Origin of the sequence: Bradyrhizobium sp. AZCC 2230, assembly GCF_036924495.1 — a bacterium.
In the GTDB taxonomy this organism is placed as follows: Bacteria; Pseudomonadota; Alphaproteobacteria; order Rhizobiales; family Xanthobacteraceae; genus Bradyrhizobium; species Bradyrhizobium rifense.
On the sequence record NZ_JAZHRS010000001.1, the window covers coordinates 9,398,249 to 9,416,570 of the forward strand.

At 64.3% G+C, this 18,322-nt stretch carries 16 protein-coding genes; 15 read left to right on the forward strand and 1 reads right to left on the reverse strand.

The annotated features are described in order from the left end of the window. Positions 1-442: 442 nt before the first annotated feature. Positions 443-1,375, forward strand: a complete 933-nt coding sequence (locus V1280_RS44710) for an N-carbamoyl-D-amino-acid hydrolase (RefSeq protein WP_334537500.1) — start codon at positions 443-445, stop codon at positions 1,373-1,375. Next, the gene (locus tag V1280_RS44715; protein ID WP_334537502.1) at positions 1,375-2,049 is read left to right on the forward strand and encodes a flavin reductase family protein; all 675 of its coding nucleotides are present in this window, start codon (positions 1,375-1,377) and stop codon (positions 2,047-2,049) included. Before V1280_RS44710 ends, V1280_RS44715 begins: the two co-directional genes overlap by 1 nt. Here V1280_RS44715 and V1280_RS44720 read toward each other — a convergent pair. Continuing rightward, positions 2,046-2,708 (reverse strand): aspartate/glutamate racemase family protein, encoded by a 663-nt coding sequence (locus V1280_RS44720; RefSeq protein WP_334538596.1) that lies wholly within the window; start codon positions 2,706-2,708, stop codon positions 2,046-2,048. The genes V1280_RS44715 and V1280_RS44720 overlap by 4 nt on opposite strands. 56 nt (positions 2,709-2,764) lie before the next feature. Between V1280_RS44720 and hydA the strand changes: the two genes are divergently transcribed. The 13 genes from hydA (at position 2,765) to V1280_RS44785 (ending at position 18,322) form a co-directional block, all read left to right on the forward strand. Continuing rightward, entirely contained in the window at positions 2,765-4,234 is a 1,470-nt protein-coding gene (gene hydA / locus V1280_RS44725) for a dihydropyrimidinase (protein WP_334537504.1), read from the forward strand. Between the two features lie 16 nt (positions 4,235-4,250). Further along, positions 4,251-5,225, forward strand: a complete 975-nt coding sequence (locus V1280_RS44730) for an NAD-dependent epimerase/dehydratase family protein (protein ID WP_334537506.1) — start codon at positions 4,251-4,253, stop codon at positions 5,223-5,225. Position 5,226: 1 nt separating this feature from the next. Continuing rightward, positions 5,227-5,976: an SDR family oxidoreductase gene (locus tag V1280_RS44735; RefSeq protein ID WP_334537508.1), complete on the forward strand. Its 750-nt coding sequence runs from the start codon at positions 5,227-5,229 to the stop codon at positions 5,974-5,976. After that, on the forward strand, positions 5,973-7,409 hold the full coding sequence (locus V1280_RS44740; protein ID WP_334537509.1) for an NAD(P)/FAD-dependent oxidoreductase: 1,437 nt from the start codon (positions 5,973-5,975) through the stop codon (positions 7,407-7,409). The genes V1280_RS44735 and V1280_RS44740 overlap by 4 nt, the downstream gene beginning before the upstream one ends. A gap of 107 nt (positions 7,410-7,516) precedes the next feature. Next, positions 7,517-9,136: an ABC transporter substrate-binding protein gene (locus V1280_RS44745; protein WP_334537510.1), complete on the forward strand. Its 1,620-nt coding sequence runs from the start codon at positions 7,517-7,519 to the stop codon at positions 9,134-9,136. 52 nt (positions 9,137-9,188) lie between these two features. After that, positions 9,189-10,199, forward strand: a complete 1,011-nt coding sequence (locus V1280_RS44750) for an ABC transporter permease (RefSeq protein WP_442895275.1) — start codon at positions 9,189-9,191, stop codon at positions 10,197-10,199. Beyond that, a complete protein-coding gene (locus V1280_RS44755; RefSeq protein ID WP_334537513.1) occupies positions 10,196-11,044 on the forward strand; it encodes an ABC transporter permease in 849 nt (282 codons plus the stop codon). Before V1280_RS44750 ends, V1280_RS44755 begins: the two co-directional genes overlap by 4 nt. Then, on the forward strand, positions 11,041-12,711 hold the full coding sequence (gene nikE / locus V1280_RS44760; RefSeq protein ID WP_334537515.1) for an ABC transporter ATP-binding protein: 1,671 nt from the start codon (positions 11,041-11,043) through the stop codon (positions 12,709-12,711). Before V1280_RS44755 ends, nikE begins: the two co-directional genes overlap by 4 nt. A 141-nt stretch (positions 12,712-12,852) precedes the next feature. Then, positions 12,853-14,457, forward strand: a complete 1,605-nt coding sequence (locus tag V1280_RS44765; RefSeq protein WP_334537517.1) for an ABC transporter substrate-binding protein — start codon at positions 12,853-12,855, stop codon at positions 14,455-14,457. A 17-nt stretch (positions 14,458-14,474) separates the two neighbouring features. Beyond that, positions 14,475-15,416 (forward strand): ABC transporter permease, encoded by a 942-nt coding sequence (locus V1280_RS44770; RefSeq protein ID WP_334537519.1) that lies wholly within the window; start codon positions 14,475-14,477, stop codon positions 15,414-15,416. Then, positions 15,413-16,336 carry an ABC transporter permease gene (locus tag V1280_RS44775; RefSeq protein WP_334537520.1) on the forward strand — a complete coding sequence of 308 codons (924 nt, stop codon included), beginning with the start codon at positions 15,413-15,415 and terminating at the stop codon, positions 16,334-16,336. The genes V1280_RS44770 and V1280_RS44775 overlap by 4 nt, the downstream gene beginning before the upstream one ends. A 19-nt stretch (positions 16,337-16,355) precedes the next feature. After that, positions 16,356-17,345 (forward strand): ABC transporter ATP-binding protein, encoded by a 990-nt coding sequence (locus V1280_RS44780; protein ID WP_334537522.1) that lies wholly within the window; start codon positions 16,356-16,358, stop codon positions 17,343-17,345. Continuing rightward, on the forward strand, positions 17,342-18,322 hold the full coding sequence (locus V1280_RS44785) for an ABC transporter ATP-binding protein (protein WP_334537524.1): 981 nt from the start codon (positions 17,342-17,344) through the stop codon (positions 18,320-18,322). Before V1280_RS44780 ends, V1280_RS44785 begins: the two co-directional genes overlap by 4 nt.

Below are 18,322 nucleotides of genomic sequence, written 5' to 3' on the forward strand. Positions count from 1 at the left end.
GAAGCTCCGGGAGGGAAGCGAAGCGCGCGATCGTGGGCGAGGCGTGTGCTTAAAACATCAACCAGGAGTGAACGCCAGAGTTTCGCCGCCGCCGTGTGTTGACGAATTGTATCATTATGATGTCGTTCGAAAGCTTGCAGCCCGATTGGAAAGACTGAGGCGCATCTGCTGTTTGAGGCGTGTGGAGAAGGGACGCTGTCGCCTCCGCTGCGCTCGCAATAACGAGGAGGCAATGAGCCTCCCTTACTTGCGTGGCTGACGTCCGACGATTCCGCATGGCCGTTCGGCTTTTGCACGGGGCGGAATGGAGGCGTACGGCATGAAAGCTGCTTGGCTGGCAAATCGGCGCAAGGCTGCGCTATGCTGCGCGCGCCGACACGCCCCTGAAGCTGCGATCCCCCAGCCTCGCCAGGAAACTTGCCAAGAAATCAGGAACTCGCTGATGCGTATCGTCAATGTTGCCGCCGCCCAGATGGGCCCGATCCAGAAAGCCGACAGCCGCGAGGCCGTCATCAAGCGCATGATCGCGCTGATGGACGAAGCCAAGGCCAAAGGCGCCGACCTGATTGTCTATCCGGAATTGGCGCTGACCACGTTCTTCCCGCGCTGGTATTCTGAGGATCGGGCGGAGGCCGACATCTGGTTCGAGCGTGAGATGCCGAACGCGGCGATCAAGCCGCTGTTCGAGCGTGCGGCGCAGCATCAGATGGCGATGAATTTCGGCTATGCCGAGCTGACGCCCGACGGCCATCATTTCAACACGGCGATCCTGACCGACAAGTCCGGCAAGATTGTCGGCAAATATCGCAAGGTCCATTTGCCCGGCCATGTGGAATACGACACCAATCGGTCGCACCAGCATCTGGAGAAGCGCTATTTCGAGCCGGGCGATCTCGGCTTCAACGTCTGGCGCGAGTTGGGCGGCATCATCGGCATGGCCATCTGCAACGACCGCCGCTGGCCGGAGACCTATCGCGTCATGGGCCTGCAGGGCGTCGAGATGGTGCTGATCGGCTACAACACGCCGTCGGTGAATGCGGAGCGAAGCGAGGAGGGCGTCGAGAAGCGCCTGTTTCACAACCGTCTCTCCGTGCAGGCCGGCGCGTATCAGAACGCGACCTGGGTGGTCGCGGTGGCCAAGGCCGGCGTCGAGGACGGGCATCCCCTGTTTGGCGGCAGCCTGATCGTCGATCCCAATGGCGAGATTGTCGCCGAGGCCAAGACGGAGGAGGACGAGGTTCTGGTTCACGCTTGCGACCTCGATGCCACCATTTTCGGCAAAACCACGATCTTCAACTTTGCGCAGCACCGCCGCATCGAGCATTACGGTCTGATCACCAGCCGCACCGGCGCGGTGCCGCCGCCGGAGAAGTGATGCCGATTGCGGACAAGGGCCCATCGGGCATTTCCCTGCGCGAGCTCGATCCGCGCGATCGCTACAAGCTGCTCTGCGGCGTGGTGGTGCCGCGGCCGATTGCGCTGGTGACGACGCTGGATGAGAGCGGAGCGGTGAATGCTGCGCCGTTCAGCTTCTTCAACGTCTTCTCAGAAAGCCCCGCGCTGATCGTGCTCGGGCTCCAGCACAAGCCGGATCGCAGCCCGAAGGACACGACCCGTAACATCCATCGCGATGGCGAGTTCGTCGTTCACATGGTGGACGAGGCGCTGTCGGTGGCGATGAACGATTGTGCCGTCGACTTTCCGTCCGGTGACAGCGAGGTCGCGGCGACCGGGCTTGCGACGGTTCCCTCGGTTGACGTAAAGGTGCCGCGCCTCGCCGCAGCGCCCTTCGCGCTCGAATGTCGGCGCCATGTCGTGCTGAATTTCTCTCCCGATCGCGAGCTGCTGGTCGGCGAGGTCCTGCGGATTCACGCGCGTGAGGGCCTGGTCGACGAGGCCAACATGTATGTCGATCTCGACGCCTACCGGCCGATCGGCCGCATGTTCGGCAATCTCTACACGACGCAGCGGGACACGTTTGCACTGGCGCGCGAGAGTCATGCGCAATGGCTGGCGCGGCAGGATGCCAAAGAGCTGAAGGACGCCTAGTGACGCGAGAACTGCACCGCACCCAGCGCCATGGTGACGGCCGCCTGGGTCGGGTCGATCACGGGAATGCCGAGCGCGTCTTCGAGCGGGTGGCGATGGCGCGCCATGCCGGCGCAGCCCATCACGATCGCGCGGGCGCCATCCTCGTCGCGCAGTGCACGGCCGATATCGATCATCTTGGCCAGCGTGCCTTCGCCGGACGCAGTTTCGGCGACACTCATGTTGAGAGGACGCTCGCCCGCAAGGCGGTCGGTCAGTCCCATCTGCCTGAGATAGCGCATGTGACGCGAGATAGAACGCTGCGCAATCGCAATGACACCAAACGTTTCGGCGCGGGCGAGTGCCGTCAGCACGCCGCATTCGGCGATGCCGAACACGGGACGGTCGGTGCCTTCGCGGCAGACCTGAAGCCCGGGATCGCTGTAGCAGGCGATCACGAAGGCGGCCGAGCTGTTGTCGCCTTCGACCAGTTTTCGGAGCGGCATCGCGACGCCATCGACATCGGCCTGGCTTTCAATGCCGAACGGTCCTTCGGCGAGCGTCTGGCAGACCAGCTCGGGTCCACCGTCGAAACCCAGCGGCTTCAAGGCATCTTCCAACCCTTGCGTGACCATGGGATTGGAGTTCGGATTGATGACGAGAATGCGCGGCCGGGACATCATGGTCTTCCCTTGAAATTACGATCACTTGCCCCAGGCATATCATGGAGTGCCTCATGACTGAACCCACTTACGATCTGATCATCCGCGGCGGCCGCGTCGCCACCACGACCGATGTGTTCGAGGCCGATGTCGCCATCTCCGGCGAGACCATTGCGGCGATCGGTCGCGGGCTTCCGCCGGCGAAGCGCGAGATCGACGCGCGCGGCAAGCTGGTGCTGCCCGGCGGCGTCGACAGTCACGCGCATATCGAGCAGCTGTCTGCCGCCGGTATCATGAATGCCGACACTTTTGAAAGCGCGACCGTGTCGGCTGCCTTTGGCGGTACGACCACGGTGATCCCGTTCGCGGCCCAGCACGTCGGCATGAAGCTGCCGCAGGTGGTGGAGGACTATCACGCGCTGGCGAAAAAGGGCGCCGTGATCGACTACGCCTTTCACATGATCGTCGCCGACGCGACCAAGGAGACGGTCGAGGAGCACATTCCGGCGCTGGTGAAGCAGGGGCACGCCTCGATCAAGATCTTCATGACCTACGACCGGCTCAAGGTCGACGACGAGCCGCTGCTCGACATTCTCCTCGCCGCACGCCAGTCCGGCGCGATGTTGTGCGCCCATGCCGAAAATCACGGCATCATCGCCTGGATGGTCAAGCGCCTGCTCGCGCGCGGCTACACGATGCCGAAATACCACGCCGTCAGCCACGCGCGCGTCTCGGAGGCGGAAGCCTTCACCCGGCTGATCGGCATGGCGGCGCTGATCGATCAGCCCATCATGATCTTCCATGTCTCGACCGCCGAAGGCGCCAAGGTCATCCGCGACTCGCGCGGACAGGGGCTCAAGGTGTTTGCCGAGACCTGTCCGCAATACCTCTTCCTCACGGCTAGTGATCTTGACAAGCCCGGCGCGGAAGGTGCCAAGTGGATGTGCAGCCCGCCGCCGCGCACGCATTCGGACCAGGAGGCACTGTGGCAGGCGCTGTCGCTCGGCGATCTCCAGACCATCTCATCGGACCACGCGCCGTATCGTTACGACGAGACCGGCAAGCTGCGCGCTGGCCCCAATCCGAACTTCAAGCAGGTCGCGAACGGCCTGCCGGGACTGGAGCTGCGGCTGCCGCTGCTGTTCGACGCGATGGTGTCGAAGGGGCGGCTCGGCCTTGAAAAGTTCGTCGAGCTGACCGCGACGGCACCGGCAAAAATCTACAATCTGCATCCGCGCAAGGGCTCGATCGCGGTCGGCGCGGATGCCGATATCGCGATCTGGGATCCTAATCGCGAGACCACGATCGCGGACGAGATGATGCACGATCTTGCCGGTTACACGCCGTTTGCGGGCCGCAAGCTGAAGGGCTGGCCTGTCTCGGTGCTGTCGCGCGGTCGCGTCATCGTCGACGGCAACAAGTGCCTGGCGAGCCCCGGCAGCGGCAAATTCCTGGCGCGGAGCGGCGGCGAGGCGGCAAGGCCAACGGGCCGGCTCGTCGCCGACATGGATCCGGAACGGAATTTCGGAGCAAAACTGCTGTGATGCTGGATCACGCGCGATGAAGATCGTCATCTTCGGCGGCACCGGCTTTGTCGGCCTCAATGTTGCGGAGGCGCTGCTTGCGCGCGGCCACGACGTGACGCTGCATGACCGCGCGGAACTGCCGCCATCCGCGCGACGATCTCTTGCTGACTATGGCGCACGGCTCAAAGCCGTGCAGGGCGATATCACCGACGCCGATGCCATCGACACCCTTATCGCCGATGGCGTTGATGCGATCGTGCTCGGGGCTGCGATCACCGCCGGCGATGAACTGGAGAGAGCATCGACCGCGCGCGTTCTCGAAATCAATGTGATGGCGCAGATCCCCATCCTGCTCGCGGCGATCCGTCACGGCGTTCGCCGCGTCGTCAATCTGTCGTCGGCATCGGCCTATGGCGCCGCGGGCGCGCGGGTCGAAGTTCTGGACGAGGAGACGCCATGCGATCCCGTCTCGTTCTACGCCATCAGCAAGTTTACCTCGGAGCGCTCGGTTGCGCGACACGCAGAACTCTTTGGCGGCGATTTCCTGAGCGTGCGTCTGAGCGCGGTGTTCGGTCCATGGGAGCGACCCGGTTCGGTGCGCGATACGCCGAGCCTCCAGTATCAGATCCTGGCGGCGTTCGCCCGCGGCGAGGCGGCGGTCATGCCGGAGCCGGGCATGCGGGACTGGATCTACGCGCCGGACGCCGCTGAAGCTGTCGCGATACTGGTTGAAGCCGAGCGCCCTCGCCACCGGCTTTACAACATCTCCAGCGGCAGGTTGTGGCCTGCGCTGCAATGGGGCGAGGCCTTCGCAGCGTTGCATCCCGGCCTGCGATGCACGCTCGCGGCGCCCGGAGAGAACACGGCGATCAAGCTGCATGGACCCTATCGCGCGCCGCTGTCGGTGTCGCGGATGGCGGACGAGTTCGGTTGGCGCGCGCGGTTCGGCTGTGCCGAGTCCGCCGCAGCAATGAACGCCTGGTTGAAGCAGCACAAGGAGTGGATCTGAGATGCGGCTGCAAGGGCGCACGGCCATCGTCACGGGCGCAGCTTCGGGCATCGGCCGAGCCAGCGCAAAACTGTTTGCGGAGGAGGGCGCACGACTAGCCCTCGTCGATCGCGATGCTGTCGGCCTTCAGGAGACGCTTAGTCTGGTGGGTGAAGCAACGACACATGTCGGCGACGTCGGCAATGCCGATTTCGCCGAGACCGTCGTCGGCGATGTCATCGCGCGACACGGCCGGCTCGACATCCTGATGACCGCCGCCGGCGTCTCCTGCGGCGGCACCGTGCTGACGACGAACCCGGACGACTGGGATACGGTGTTCCGCGCCAATGTCGGTGGCACCTGGCTGTGGGCGCGGGCGGCCATACCGCACATGCAGCGGCAGAGCAGGGGCTCGATCATCACGCTGGCGTCGCAGCTCGCGATTGCCGGCGGCAAGGGCAACAGCGCCTATATCGCCGCCAAGGGCGCGATCGTCAGCCTGACGCGGACCATGGCGGTGGATTTCGCAACGGACGGCATTCGCGTCAACGCGATTGCGCCCGGCGCGATCGATACGCCGATGCTCCGCCGCAGCTTTGCCCGCCACGCCAATTCGGACGCGGTGCGTGAAACCTCGCGCAACCGCCACGCCATGAAGCGGTTCGGCCAGGCCGAGGAGATCGCGCAGACGGCGTTGCATCTCGCAAGCGATGCGTCCTTGTTCACGACCGGCACTGTGATGGTGGTTGACGGAGGCTGGCTCGCGGCATGAGTGCTACGCTGACAGAGCTCGAAGCGAACGTTCGCGCCGATCTCACCAGGATCGCGCATCCCGGCGCCGCATGGCTCGAGCCGAAGACGGGACCGGACGGAAAGCCTGCGCTGGACGTGCTCGTCGTCGGCGCCGGCCAGTCCGGCAGCGCGATCGGCTTCGGCCTGATGCGCTCCCGCGTCAGCAACATCCTGGTGCTCGACAAGGCTGAGGAGGGGAAGGAGGGCCCGTGGCTCACCTATGCCCGCATGCCAACGCTGCGCAGCCCGAAGGACTACACCGGTCCTGACCTCGACATCCCGAGCTTGACCTATCAGTCCTGGCACGGAGCCCGCCTCGGTGAGGAGAGCTGGCAAAAGCTCGGCCTGATTTCGCGCGAGCATTGGGCCGAATATCTGCTTTGGTTGCGGCGCACGATCGGCTTGCCGGTGCGGAATGGTTGCGAGCTTCTGGAGATATCGCAAGCTCGCGATGGGCTGCTCGCGGCGCGCGTCAAGCGCGCCGATGTCGTCGAGACGCTCTATGCGCGCAAGATCGTGCTGGCAACGGGCCAGGAGGGCATGGGCGGCTGGATGATTCCGGAGCCGCTGCGCGATCTGCCGGCTGGATCGGTCGCAACCGTCGCCGACGATATCGATTTCGAAAGCCTTCGCGGCAAGCGCGTCGCCGTCATCGGCGCCGGCGCGTCCGCCTTCGACAATGCGGCCACCGCGCTCGAGGCAGGCGCGGCGGAAGTGCATTTGCTATGCCGCCGCGCGCAGATCCAGGTGATCCAGCCCTATCGCTGGCTGACCTTTCGTGGCTTCCTCCGGCATCTCAGCGATCTCGACGATGCCTGGCGCTGGCGCTTCATGCGCAAGATCCTGGAGATGCGGGAAGGATTTCCGCAGCCGACTTATGACCGCTGCGCGCGGCATGCCAATTTCACATTGCATGAGGGCGCGCCACTCGAGGCTATCAGACAGACTGCTGGCGGCGTTGAACTGCAGACGCCGCGCGGCGCCATCGCAGCGGATTTCGTGATCTGCGGCACCGGGATCGATATGAGCTTTGCCGGCCGCGGCGAGCTCGCCAAATTTGCCGGAAATATCGCAACCTGGGCCGATCGCTATCAGCCACCTGAGAACGAGCGCAACGCGCGGCTTGGCCGTTTTCCTTATCTCGCCGATGATTACGCCTTCATCGAGCGCGTGCCCGGCGAGACGCCGTGGATCTCCGACATCCATCTCTTCGCCATCGCCTCCACCATGAGTTTCGGTCCATCGGGATCGTCGATCAACGCGATGACAACTGCCGTCCCGAAGCTGGTCCATGGCCTGACACGCGGCTTGTTTCGCGCTGATATCGAACGGCATTGGGCATCGCTCAGCGCCTATGACGTGCCGCAGGCCGTGGTTGCGCGGCCGGCGCGAAAAATGGAGGAATCGCAATGATCTGCCATGCGCTGCCGCGACGTAGCGCCTCCTGGAATTGGCGCGCAACTTGCTTCTTTCTTGACCTGTCTTGTTGGCGTTCCGCTCGAAAATTCAAGGAAAAACGGATGCGTTTTGTGTCTTTGAGGCCCGCGACCTATGTCCTCGCCACCACTGCGCTGTTGCTTATCGCGACGGCACCGTCGCAAGCGCAAACCAGGGCGGAGACGTTGCGTTATGTGACCGGTGCATCCGTCAACACGCTCGATCCCAACATCCCCGGCTCGACCCGCGAGTCATTCGCGCTGAGCATGAGCACCTATGATCGGCTGGTCGCGTTCGGCCGCAAGCAGCTCAACGGCAAATGGGTGTTCGATCTCGACACGATTACGGGCGAACTCGCCGAATCCTACGACGTCAGCCCCGACGGGTTGAAGCTGACCTTCCACCTGCGCAAGGACGCAAAGTTCCAGGACGGCTCGCCCGTGACAGCCGAGGACGTGAAATGGTCGCTCGATCGGTGCGTCACCGCGCCGGTCCTCGGTAAGGCCCAGCTGCTGACGGGCTCGATGACCTCGGCCGATCAGTTCAAGGTGATCGATCCCCTCACCATCGAGGTCACGCTGCCAAAGCCCGACAAGCTCGCGCTGCCCAATCTCGCTACCGTCTATCCCGTGATCATCAATTCGAAAGTGGCGAAGGAGCACGCGAGCGCGGATGATCCATGGGCCACGGCTTGGCTGAAGGAGCACACCGCCGGTAGTGGCGCCTATGTGATCGAAACGTTCAAGCCGGGCGAGCAGGTGATCATCAAGCGTAACGAAGACTGGAACCGTGGCTCGCCCGGCAAGCCCGCGTTCTTCAAGCGCGTGATCGTGCAGTCGGTGCCGGAGCCGGCGACCCGCGCCAACCTGGTCGAGCGCGGCGATGCCGACATCGTCGTCGATCTCCAGGCCAGCGACGTCCAGTCGCTCGAGGCCAAGGGCAAGCTCAAGGTGGTCTCGACGCCGCAATACAATGCGATCACCTTTGTCTCGATGAACAACCAGATCCCGCCCTTCGACAACGTCAATGTCCGCCGCGCCATCGCTTTCGCGCTGCCCTATGACGACATGTTCAAGGCCGCCCTGTTCGGACGCGGCGCGCCGCTGTTCGGCGCGACCTGGCCGGACGGCAAGCCGGCGAACGGGATTTATCCTTACCAGCAACCGGTGAAGCTCGATCTCGACAAGGCCAGGGAATATCTCAAGGCCGCCGGTTTCCCCGAGGGCTTCTCGACCACCTTCAGCTTCAACGTCGGCCAGTCCTCGACTGCGGAGCCGATGGCGGCGCTGGTGAAGGAATCGCTCGGCAAGATCGGGATCAAGGTCGACATCCAGAAGCTGCCGGATGCGCAGATGTCGACGCAGATCAACGAGAAGAAGCTTCCTTTCTACATTGAAGGCATCGTAGCCTGGCTGCCGTCGACCGATTACTTCTACCGCAATTTCTACACCGGCAATCAGCGCTGGAATTACAGCTCAATCAATAACCCCGAGCTGGTGGCGATCGCGCAGGAAGCGCGGTTCGAGCCGGATAAGGCGAAGTATGAGGAGGACGGCCGCAAGCTCAACGCCATCCATAACAGCGAGATGCCGCAGATCATGCTGTGGCAACCGAACCAGGACGCGGTGATGGCGTCGTCGATCGAGGGCTACACCTACGAGTTCCATCGGCAGGTCGATTATCGCGACGTCAGCCGCAAGTGACGGCGGCAAACGGAAAGGACGCTACAAGGTGACGGGCGGTCTTGGTGCAACGATGGTGCGGGCGGGCAGGCGACTGTTGTCGTCCCTGCCGGCGCTGTTCGGCGTGCTGGTCTTCACCTTCCTCCTGATGCGCGTCCTGCCCGGCGATCCTGCGGTGTTCTTCGCCTCGGGTCCTAACGCCGGCAAGGAAGAGATCGAGTTGATCCGCAAGCAGATGGGGCTTAACAAGCCGGTGCCGGAGCAGCTCTTCTACTATCTCTCCGACATCGGCCATGGCAATCTCGGCCGCTCCATGATGACCGGGCAGCCGGTGCTGAAAGATTTGCGCGAGCGGCTGCCGGCGTCGCTCGAGCTGACGTTCACCGCGCTCCTGATCGCGCTGATCGCGGCGGTGCCGCTCGGCGTCGTCGCGGCGCTGCGGCCTGGATCGGTCGTCGATCACGGCGTACGGCTGTTCTGCGCGCTCGGCGTCTGCGTGCCGACTTTCGTGTCGGGGTTGCTGCTGATCTATGTCTTTTACTATCTGCTCGGGCTTGCGCCTGATCCGACCGGGCGGATCGATGTCTTTACCTCGCTGCCGCCGCAGCGGACCGGCTTCCTGTCGATCGATTTCTTGCTCGCCGGCGATGTCGAAGGCTGGTGGGCCGCCTGCAAGCAGCTGATCCTGCCGGCGGTGAGCATGGCGCTGTTCGTGATCGCGCCGCTGGCGCGGATCACGCGGGCCTCGATGCTGGTGTCGCTCGGCAGCGATTTCGTGCGCACCGCGCGCTCGGTCGGGCTGTCATGGCACAAGGTGGTCGTCACTTATGCGTTGAGGAACGCCATCCTGCCCGTCATTACCATCGCCGGCATCGTGTTCTCGACCATGCTGGGCGCGAATGTGCTGGTGGAGAAGGTGTTCTCCTGGCCGGGCGTCGCCTCCTACGCGCTCGATGCGCTGTTGTCCTCCGACTATGCGCCGGTTCAGGGTTTCGTGCTGCTGATGGCCAGCCTGTTCGTGCTGGTCAATCTCCTGGTCGACGTCTGCTACGGCATCGCCGATCCCAGGGTGTCCGTCGAATGACAAGCGCCACACTTCGCCATTCGGTCTGGATCCTGCGCGGCAACCCGCTCACCGCCGTCGCGGCGGCCGGCGTTGCGTTGTTCGTCCTGGTCGCGATTTTCGGACCGTGGATTGTGCCCTACGATCCCGTGGTCTCGAATGTCTCGGAAGCACTGCAGCCGCCAAGCGCGGTGCATTTGGCCGGTACCGATCAGCTCGGCCGCGACGTGTTCAGCCGCCTCGTCATCGCGGCGCGGCTTGATCTGGCCATCGCGGTCTCCGCGGTTGGCATCTCCTTCGTGATCGGCGCGGTCCTGGGCGCGTTCTGCGGCTATGCTGGTGGCAGGCTCGATCGGGGCGTCGGTCGCTTTGTCGACGTCATGATGGCCTTTCCACTGTTCGTGCTGGCGATGGCGATGGTGGCAGCGCTGGGCAACAGGATCGAGAACATCGTCATCGCGACCGCGATCATCAATCTTCCCTTTTACATCCGCTTCGCACGCGCCGAGGTGAATGTCCGCCGCAACGTCGGCTGGGTCGAGGCGGCGCGCGCCTGCGGCGAGAGCCATTTCTCCGTGGTGCTGCGCTTCCTGCTGCCAAATATCCTGCCGGCGATGGCGGTGCAGATCTCGCTCAATCTCGGCTGGGCCATTCTGAATGCGGCTGGCCTGTCCTTCATCGGTCTCGGGGTCAAGCCGCCGACTCCGGAATGGGGCATCATGGTCGCGGAGGGCGCACGCTTCATCTCGACCGGACGGTGGTGGCTGGTAGCCTTTCCCGGCCTCGCGCTGATGATGGCCGTGCTATGTTTCAATCTCCTCGGTGACGGGATGCGGGATATTCTCGATCCCCGCATGCGCACATGAGCGAGCAACTGCTCAAGATCGACGACCTCCACGTCGCGTTCTCGACGCGGCGCGGCATGGTCGAGGCTGTCCGCGGCGTTACGCTCGCGGTCCAATCCGGCGAGATGCTTGGCCTCGTCGGCGAGAGCGGGTCGGGCAAGTCGGTCACGGGCTTTGCGACGACGCGGCTCTTGGACGCGGCCGGTCGCGTCACTGGCGGCAAGATCCTGTTTCGTGGTCAGGACGTGACGAAGCTCAGGGGTGACGACCTCCGTCAGCTCCAGGGCGCCGCGATGTCGATGATCTTCCAGAACCCGCGGGCGGCGCTCAATCCGATCCGGACCATCGGCCTGCAGATCGCGGACGCCATCCTCACCCGCAAGCGGATATCGAAGGAGGCCGCACGCGCCGAGGCGCTGGATCTGTTGCGCGCCGTCCAGATCCGCGATCCCGAAGCGCGGATGAACGCCTTTCCGCACGAGCTGTCGGGCGGCATGTGCCAGCGCGTCATGATCGCAATCGCGATCTCCTGCAATCCCTCGCTCCTGATCGCCGACGAGCCCACCACCGGCCTCGACGTCACCACGCAGAAGGTGGTGATGGATCTCCTGGCGGACATCGCAGCCGCGCGTGGCATGGCGACGATCCTGATCACCCACGATCTCGGGCTTGCGGCCCGCTATTGCCGCCGCATCGCGGTGATGGAGCGCGGCCGTATCGTCGAGGAAGCAGATCCCAGGACACTCTTCAGCGCGCCGCAGCACGCCTATACCAGGCGCCTGGTTGCGGCGTCGCCGACCGCGACCTCCCGGATAGAGGATCTCGTGACGGCAGAGGAGCGGGAGGCTTACGCGACGGTCGTGAGCAAGCCAAGGACGGAGGTCGCGCATGGCACCCCGCCGCTTCTTGAGGTACGCAAACTCGCCAAACGCTTCGATCAAGGTTCGGCGGCGGTTGCCGACTTCTCAATGACCATGGCCGGCGGCGAGAGCGTCGGGCTGGTCGGCGAATCCGGCTCCGGCAAGAGCACGACGTCGCGGATGATCTGTCGCTTGATCGATCCGAGCGAAGGCGACATTGTGTTCGATGGCCAGTCGATCGGCCACATCGCCTCGCGCGACTTCCACCGCTCTCCCTTCCGCAAAGATATCCAGATGGTCTTCCAGGACCCGAACGAGAGCCTTAACCCGCGCTACTCAGCCTTCGACTGCATCGCCCATCCCCTGATGCGGCTCGACGGCATGCGTGCAGGCGATGCGCTGCGCAAGCGGGTGGAAGAGTGCGCGCAACGGGTCGGGTTGCCGCTGGATCTGCTGCCGCGCTTCCCGCATCAGCTCTCGGGCGGCCAGAAGGCCCGCGTCGGCATTGCCCGCGCCATCGCCTGCCGGCCGCGGCTGCTGGTGCTGGACGAGCCGACTGCAGCGCTCGACGTCTCCGTGCAGGCGGTGGTGCTGCAATTGCTCGACCGTTTGCGGCGCGAGAACGACATCGCGCTGTTGTTCGTCAGTCACGATCTCAACGTGGTGCGCATGTTGTGCGACCGCACCATCGTGCTGCGCAACGGCGGCATCGTGGAGCAGGGCGAAAGCCGGGCGTTGTTCGATAACCCGAAGACCGACTACACCCGCAAGCTGGTCGAGGCGATCCCGCATATTCAGACCGGGCCGGTGCTGGCGGTCGCTCTTTGACATCTGGACTAGCCAGAAAGTCGATGAGAACCCGCTGGCGGACACGCGGTTACTGGCATACCATTTGCACGCTAATGGGCTCGGTTTCATCTACCCTTGGCCAATGAACGGCCGGTATCAGGGCATTACTGGGAGGATTTCATGGATCGCAGGACCGTATTGAAGGGACTGGCTGGCGCGGGCGGTCTGGCATTGTCGGGTGGCCTCTCGGCGCCTGCGATCGCGCAAGGCGCCTCGGCCCGGACCCTGCGCTTCGTGCCGCAGGCCAATCTCGCCAATTTCGATCCGATCTGGGGCACGCAATATGTCGTGCGCAATGCCGCGGCCCTGGTCTGGGATACGCTCTACGGCGTCGATGCCTCGCTCCAGCCCCAGCGGCAGATGGTCGAGTCCGAGGAGGTGACCGACGACGGCACGACCTGGACGTTCAAGCTGCGATCGGGGCTCAAATTCCATGACGGCGAGCCGGTGTTGAGCAAGGACGTCGTCGCGAGTCTTGCGCGCTGGTCGGCGCGCGATCCGATGGGGCTGATGCTCAAGGCGCTTCAGCAGGAGCTCACCGCCGTCGACGACCGCACCTTCAAATGGGTGCTGAAGCAGCCCTATCCGAAGCTGCTCTACGCGCTCGCGAAGGGCAACTCGCCCTGCGCCTTCATCATGCCGGAGCGCATTGCGCAGACCGATCCGTTCAAGCAGATCGCCGAGTATGTCGGCTCCGGCCCGATGAAGTTCGCGAAGGGCGAGTGGGTCCCGGGCGCCAAGGCCGTATTCGAAAAATTTGCCGACTATGCGCCGCGGCAGGAGAAATCATCCTGGCTGGCCGGCGGCAAGCAGATCTTGGTCGATCGCGTCGAGTGGGTGATCATGCCGGATCCGGCAACCGCGGCGGCCGCGTTGCAGAACGGCGAGATCGACTGGTGGGAGAACCCGATCGCGGATCTGGTCCCGGTCCTGAAGAAGAACAAGAATATCAGCGTCGATATCGGCGATCCCCTCGGCAATATCGGCTCGTTCCGCATGAACCACCTCTTCGCGCCCTTCAACGACGTGCGGGCGCGGCGCGCGGTGCTGATGGCGCTCAATCAGGAAGACTACATGCGCGCGATTGTCGGCGACGACAATTCGCTGTGGAAGCCGCTGCCCGGCTTCTTCACGCCGGATACGCCGCTGTACACCGAAGTGGGTGGCGAGATCCTGAAGGGCAAGCGCGATCTCGACGCGGCCAAGAAGCTGCTCGCCGAGAGCGGCTATTCCGGCCAGCCGGTGACGTGCCTCGTCGCGCAGGATCAGCCGATCACCAAGGCCATGGGCGACGTGACCGCGGACCTCCTGAAGCAGCTCGGCATGAACGTCGATTTCGTCGCGACCGATTGGGGCACGGTCGGCTCCCGCCGCGCCGCGAAGACGCCGCCGGGACAGGGCGGCTGGAACATGTTCCACACCTGGCATGCAGGCGCGGACTGCATCAATCCCGCTCCCTACACGGGCATTCGCGCCAATGGCGACAAGGCGTGGTTCGGCTGGCCCAACAGCCCCGCGACCGAGAAGGAGGTCACGTCATGGTTCGAGGCCAAGAACCTCGATGAGGAAAAGGCCGCCATCGGCCGCCTCAACAAGGCTGCGATGGATGACGTCGTCTACGCGCCGACCGGCTTCTTCCTGAGCTACACCGCGTGGCGCAAGAACGTCTCCGGCGTTGTCAAGGGACCGTTGCCCTTCTTCTGGGGCGTATCGAAGTCCGCATGATCCTGCACTGAGGCCAGATGCTCTCCTATATCCTCCGGCGCATCGTCTCCACCTTGCCGGTGATGGCGATTGTTGCACTGTTCGTGTTCAGCCTGCTCTACATCGCGCCGGGTGATCCCGCCGTGGTGATTGCGGGCGATCAGGCAAGCCCGGAGGATGTAGAGCGTATCCGCCAGAGCCTCGGCCTCGATCGGCCCTTCCTGATTCAGTTCGGAAGCTGGGTCTGGCGCATCCTGCACGGCGATCTCGGCACCTCGATCTTCACCAACCTTCCGGTCTCCACGATGATCGGGCAGCGTCTCGGTCCGACGCTGTCGCTGATGTGTGTCACGCTTCTGCTCACGATCGTCGTCGCGGTGCCGTTGGGGGTGGTCGCGGCTTGGAAGGCGGGAAGCTTCATCGATCGCGCCATTATGGCGTTCGCCGTGTTTGGCTTCTCGCTGCCGGTCTTCGTTGTCGGCTATGTCCTTGCCTACGTCTTCGCGCTGGAGCTCGAATGGCTTCCGGTGCAGGGCTACACGCCGCTCACGGAGGGTTTTTGGCCGTGGCTGCAAAACCTGATCCTGCCGGCGATCGCGCTCGGCTGTGTCTACATCGCGCTGGTCGCGCGCATCACCCGGGCCACCATGCTTGAAGTCCTGCAGCAGGACTATATCCGCACCGCGCGCGCCAAGGGGATGGGGCAGGGCGGCATCCTGTTCGTTCACGCCTTGAAGAACGCGGCGGTGCCGATCGTGACCGTGATCGGGATCGGCATCGCGCTGCTGATCGGCGGTGCGGTCGTGACGGAAAGCGTGTTCGCGATCCCCGGCCTCGGCCGTCTCACGATCGATGCGATCCTGCGCCGCGACTATCCGGTCATCCAGGGCATCGTGCTGCTGTTCAGCTTCGTCTACGTCCTCGTCAATCTGATGATCGACGTCACCTACACGCTCGTTGACCCGAGGATCCGCTATTGACCGATACGACCGTCAGCCCGCACGCGCTGCCTCCGGGCCTCGTCCTCGCCCCTCAATTGCCCGAGATTCTTCGGCCTGTTGTGATCCGGCGTGGCATCATCGGCTTTTTGCGCGGCCATCCGACGGTCGCGATCGGCGGTGCGCTGCTGTTGACACTCGTTCTGATTGCGATCTTCGCACCGTATCTCTGGACAGTCGATCCGACCGCGCTCGCGCCCGCCAAGCGCACCCGCGCGCCCTCGGCCGCTTTCTGGTTCGGCTCCGACGTGCTTGGCCGCGACATCTATTCGCGCGTGCTGTTTGGTGCACGGGTGTCGCTGACGGTCGGCCTCTCGGTGGCGGTGCTAGCCTCTGCCGCCGGGCTCGCCATCGGGATCGTCTCCGGTTTCATTCGCTGGGCCGATGGCATCCTGATGCGCTTCATGGACGGGTTGATGTCGATCCCGCCGATCCTGCTGGCGATCGCGCTGATGGCCTTGACGCGCGGCAGCGTCGGCAACGTCATTCTGGCGATCACCATCGCCGAGATCCCGCGCGTCTCGCGCCTTGTCCGCAGCGTCGTGCTGTCGCTGCGCGAGCAGCCCTATGTCGATGCGGCGGTGGCCTGCGGCACACGCACGCCGATGATCATCCTGCGTCATATCCTGCCCAACACGCTCGCGCCGATGCTGGTCCAGGCGACCTACATCTGCGCCAGTGCCATGATCACGGAGGCGATCCTGTCCTTTATCGGCGCGGGGACGCCGCCGACCATTCCGTCCTGGGGCAACATCATGGCCGAAGGCCGCGCCCTGTGGCAGGTCAAGCCTTATATCGTGTTCTTCCCGGCGGCGTTTCTGTCCGTCACCGTGCTCGCCGTCAACCTGCTCGGCGATGGTCTTCGTGATGCGCTTGATCCGCGCATGGCCAAGAGCCTCTGATGCTGCGGAGCTGATCGCGATGGCGTTGCTCGAAGTCGAGAACCTTCAAACCCACTTCCGGACCCCCAGCGGCATCAACCGTGCGGTCGACGGCGTGTCGTTCCATGTCAACGAGGGCGAGACGCTCGCCATTGTCGGCGAGTCCGGCTGCGGCAAGTCGGTGACATCGATGTCCCTGATGCGGCTGATCCCGGAGCCGCCGGGCAGGATTGCCGGTTCTATCCGCTTCGCTGGCAAGGATCTCCTGAAGCTCTCGGATCGCGAGATGCGCGCCATCCGCGGCAACGATATCTCGATGATTTTTCAGGAGCCGATGACGAGCCTCAATCCGGTGCTGACGGTCGGTCGCCAGATCCGCGAGACGCTGATGATTCATCAGGGTCTGGACCAGCAGGCCGCCGAGGTGCACGCGATCGAAATGCTGACGCTGGTCGGCATTCCCGAGCCGAAGCGGCGCGTGCGCGAATATCCGCACCAGCTCTCCGGCGGCATGCGCCAGCGCGTGATGATTGCGATCGCGCTCGCCTGCAATCCGAAGCTTCTGATTGCGGACGAGCCGACAACCGCGCTCGACGTGACCATCCAGGCGCAGATCCTGAAGCTGATGCTGGACCTGAAGAGCCGCGTGGGTGCGGCGATCATTCTGATCACCCACGATCTCGGCGTGGTCGCCGAGATCGCCGAGCGCGTCATGGTGATGTATGCGGGTCGCAAGGTCGAGGAGGCGCCGGTGGCCGAGCTGTTCCGTTCGCCGCGTCATCCTTATACGCAGGGCCTGCTTGGCGCGGTGCCGAGGCTCGGCTCCTCGCTGACCGGCGCCGCGAGGCGGCTTGCCGAAATTCCCGGGCAGGTGCCCGATCTGCGCAAGCCCATCACTGGCTGTGTCTTTGCCGGCCGCTGCGCGCTGGCGACCGATCTCTGTCGGCAATATGCGCCGGGGCTTGAAGAGAAGGCGCCTCGCCATATCGCCGCCTGCCACTACTCCGCCAAGGGGGCAATCGCGGCATGAGTCCTCCGCTGCTCCAGGTCAACGACCTCAAGAAGCACTTTCCGGTCAATAGGGGTCTCTTCGGCCGCAAGTCCGAATGGGTCTATGCGGTCGACGGCGTGTCCTTCGAGATTGCACGCGGCGAGACACTGTCGCTGGTCGGCGAGTCCGGCTGCGGCAAGTCGACGGTCGGCCGCGCCATCCTGCGGCTGTTCGACGTGACCTCCGGCCAGGTGATCCTCGACGGCCAGCGCATCGACGACGCGCATCCGAGCACGATGCGCCAACTGCGGCAACGCATGCAGGTGGTGTTCCAGGATCCGTTCTCGAGCCTCAATCCGCGCATGCGCGTGCGCGACATCCTGGCCGAGCCGATCCGCAATTTCGGCCTCGCGAAATCGGCGGCCGATATCGAGACGCGCGTGACGGCGCTGATGGACACGGTGCGGCTGCCGCGGGAAGCGCTCAACCGCAGGCCGCACGAATTCTCCGGCGGCCAGCGTCAGCGCATCGGCATTGCGCGGGCGCTCGCGGCCGAGCCCGAGCTGATCGTCTGTGACGAGGCGGTCTCTGCGCTCGACGTCTCGGTCAAGGCGCAAATCGTCAACCTGCTGCAGGATCTTCAGCGCGAGTTTGGCCTAGCGCTGCTGTTCATCAGCCATGATCTCGCGATCGTCGAGCATATGACCCATCGCGTCGCGGTGATGTATCTCGGCAAGATCGTCGAGGTGGCGCCGCGCCGGGAGATCTTTGCCGCGCCAAGGCACCCCTACACCAAGGCGCTGCTCTCGGCGGTTCCGCTGCCGGAGCCCGGTGCGCAGCGCAATCCCATCATCCTCGGCGGCGACGTGCCGAGCCCGATCAATCCGCCGAGCGGGTGCCGCTTCCACACCCGCTGCCCCTACGTGTTCGATCGCTGCCGGACCGAAGAGCCGCAGCTTCGTTCGGCCGAGGGCGAGCAATGGGTGGCCTGCCACCTCGATGCGCTGCCGGCGTGA

Bases quoted from the DNA above. Each gene is read 5' to 3' on its own strand.
- V1280_RS44740 (WP_334537509.1), top strand. From the start codon at position 5,973: ATGAGTGCTACGCTGACAGAGCTCGAAGCGAACGTTCGCGCCGATCTC.
- nikE (WP_334537515.1), top strand. From the start codon at position 11,041: ATGAGCGAGCAACTGCTCAAGATCGACGACCTCCACGTCGCGTTCTCG.
- V1280_RS44770 (WP_334537519.1), top strand. From the start codon at position 14,475: ATGCTCTCCTATATCCTCCGGCGCATCGTCTCCACCTTGCCGGTGATG.
- hydA (WP_334537504.1), top strand. From the start codon at position 2,765: ATGACTGAACCCACTTACGATCTGATCATCCGCGGCGGCCGCGTCGCC.
- V1280_RS44720 (WP_334538596.1), bottom strand. From the start codon at position 2,708: ATGTCCCGGCCGCGCATTCTCGTCATCAATCCGAACTCCAATCCCATG.
- V1280_RS44730 (WP_334537506.1), top strand. From the start codon at position 4,251: ATGAAGATCGTCATCTTCGGCGGCACCGGCTTTGTCGGCCTCAATGTT.
- V1280_RS44710 (WP_334537500.1), top strand. From the start codon at position 443: ATGCGTATCGTCAATGTTGCCGCCGCCCAGATGGGCCCGATCCAGAAA.
- V1280_RS44750 (WP_442895275.1), top strand. From the start codon at position 9,189: ATGGTGCGGGCGGGCAGGCGACTGTTGTCGTCCCTGCCGGCGCTGTTC.
- V1280_RS44765 (WP_334537517.1), top strand. From the start codon at position 12,853: ATGGATCGCAGGACCGTATTGAAGGGACTGGCTGGCGCGGGCGGTCTG.
- V1280_RS44735 (WP_334537508.1), top strand. From the start codon at position 5,227: ATGCGGCTGCAAGGGCGCACGGCCATCGTCACGGGCGCAGCTTCGGGC.
- V1280_RS44785 (WP_334537524.1), top strand. From the start codon at position 17,342: ATGAGTCCTCCGCTGCTCCAGGTCAACGACCTCAAGAAGCACTTTCCG.
- V1280_RS44780 (WP_334537522.1), top strand. From the start codon at position 16,356: ATGGCGTTGCTCGAAGTCGAGAACCTTCAAACCCACTTCCGGACCCCC.
- V1280_RS44745 (WP_334537510.1), top strand. From the start codon at position 7,517: ATGCGTTTTGTGTCTTTGAGGCCCGCGACCTATGTCCTCGCCACCACT.
- V1280_RS44755 (WP_334537513.1), top strand. From the start codon at position 10,196: ATGACAAGCGCCACACTTCGCCATTCGGTCTGGATCCTGCGCGGCAAC.
- V1280_RS44715 (WP_334537502.1), top strand. From the start codon at position 1,375: ATGCCGATTGCGGACAAGGGCCCATCGGGCATTTCCCTGCGCGAGCTC.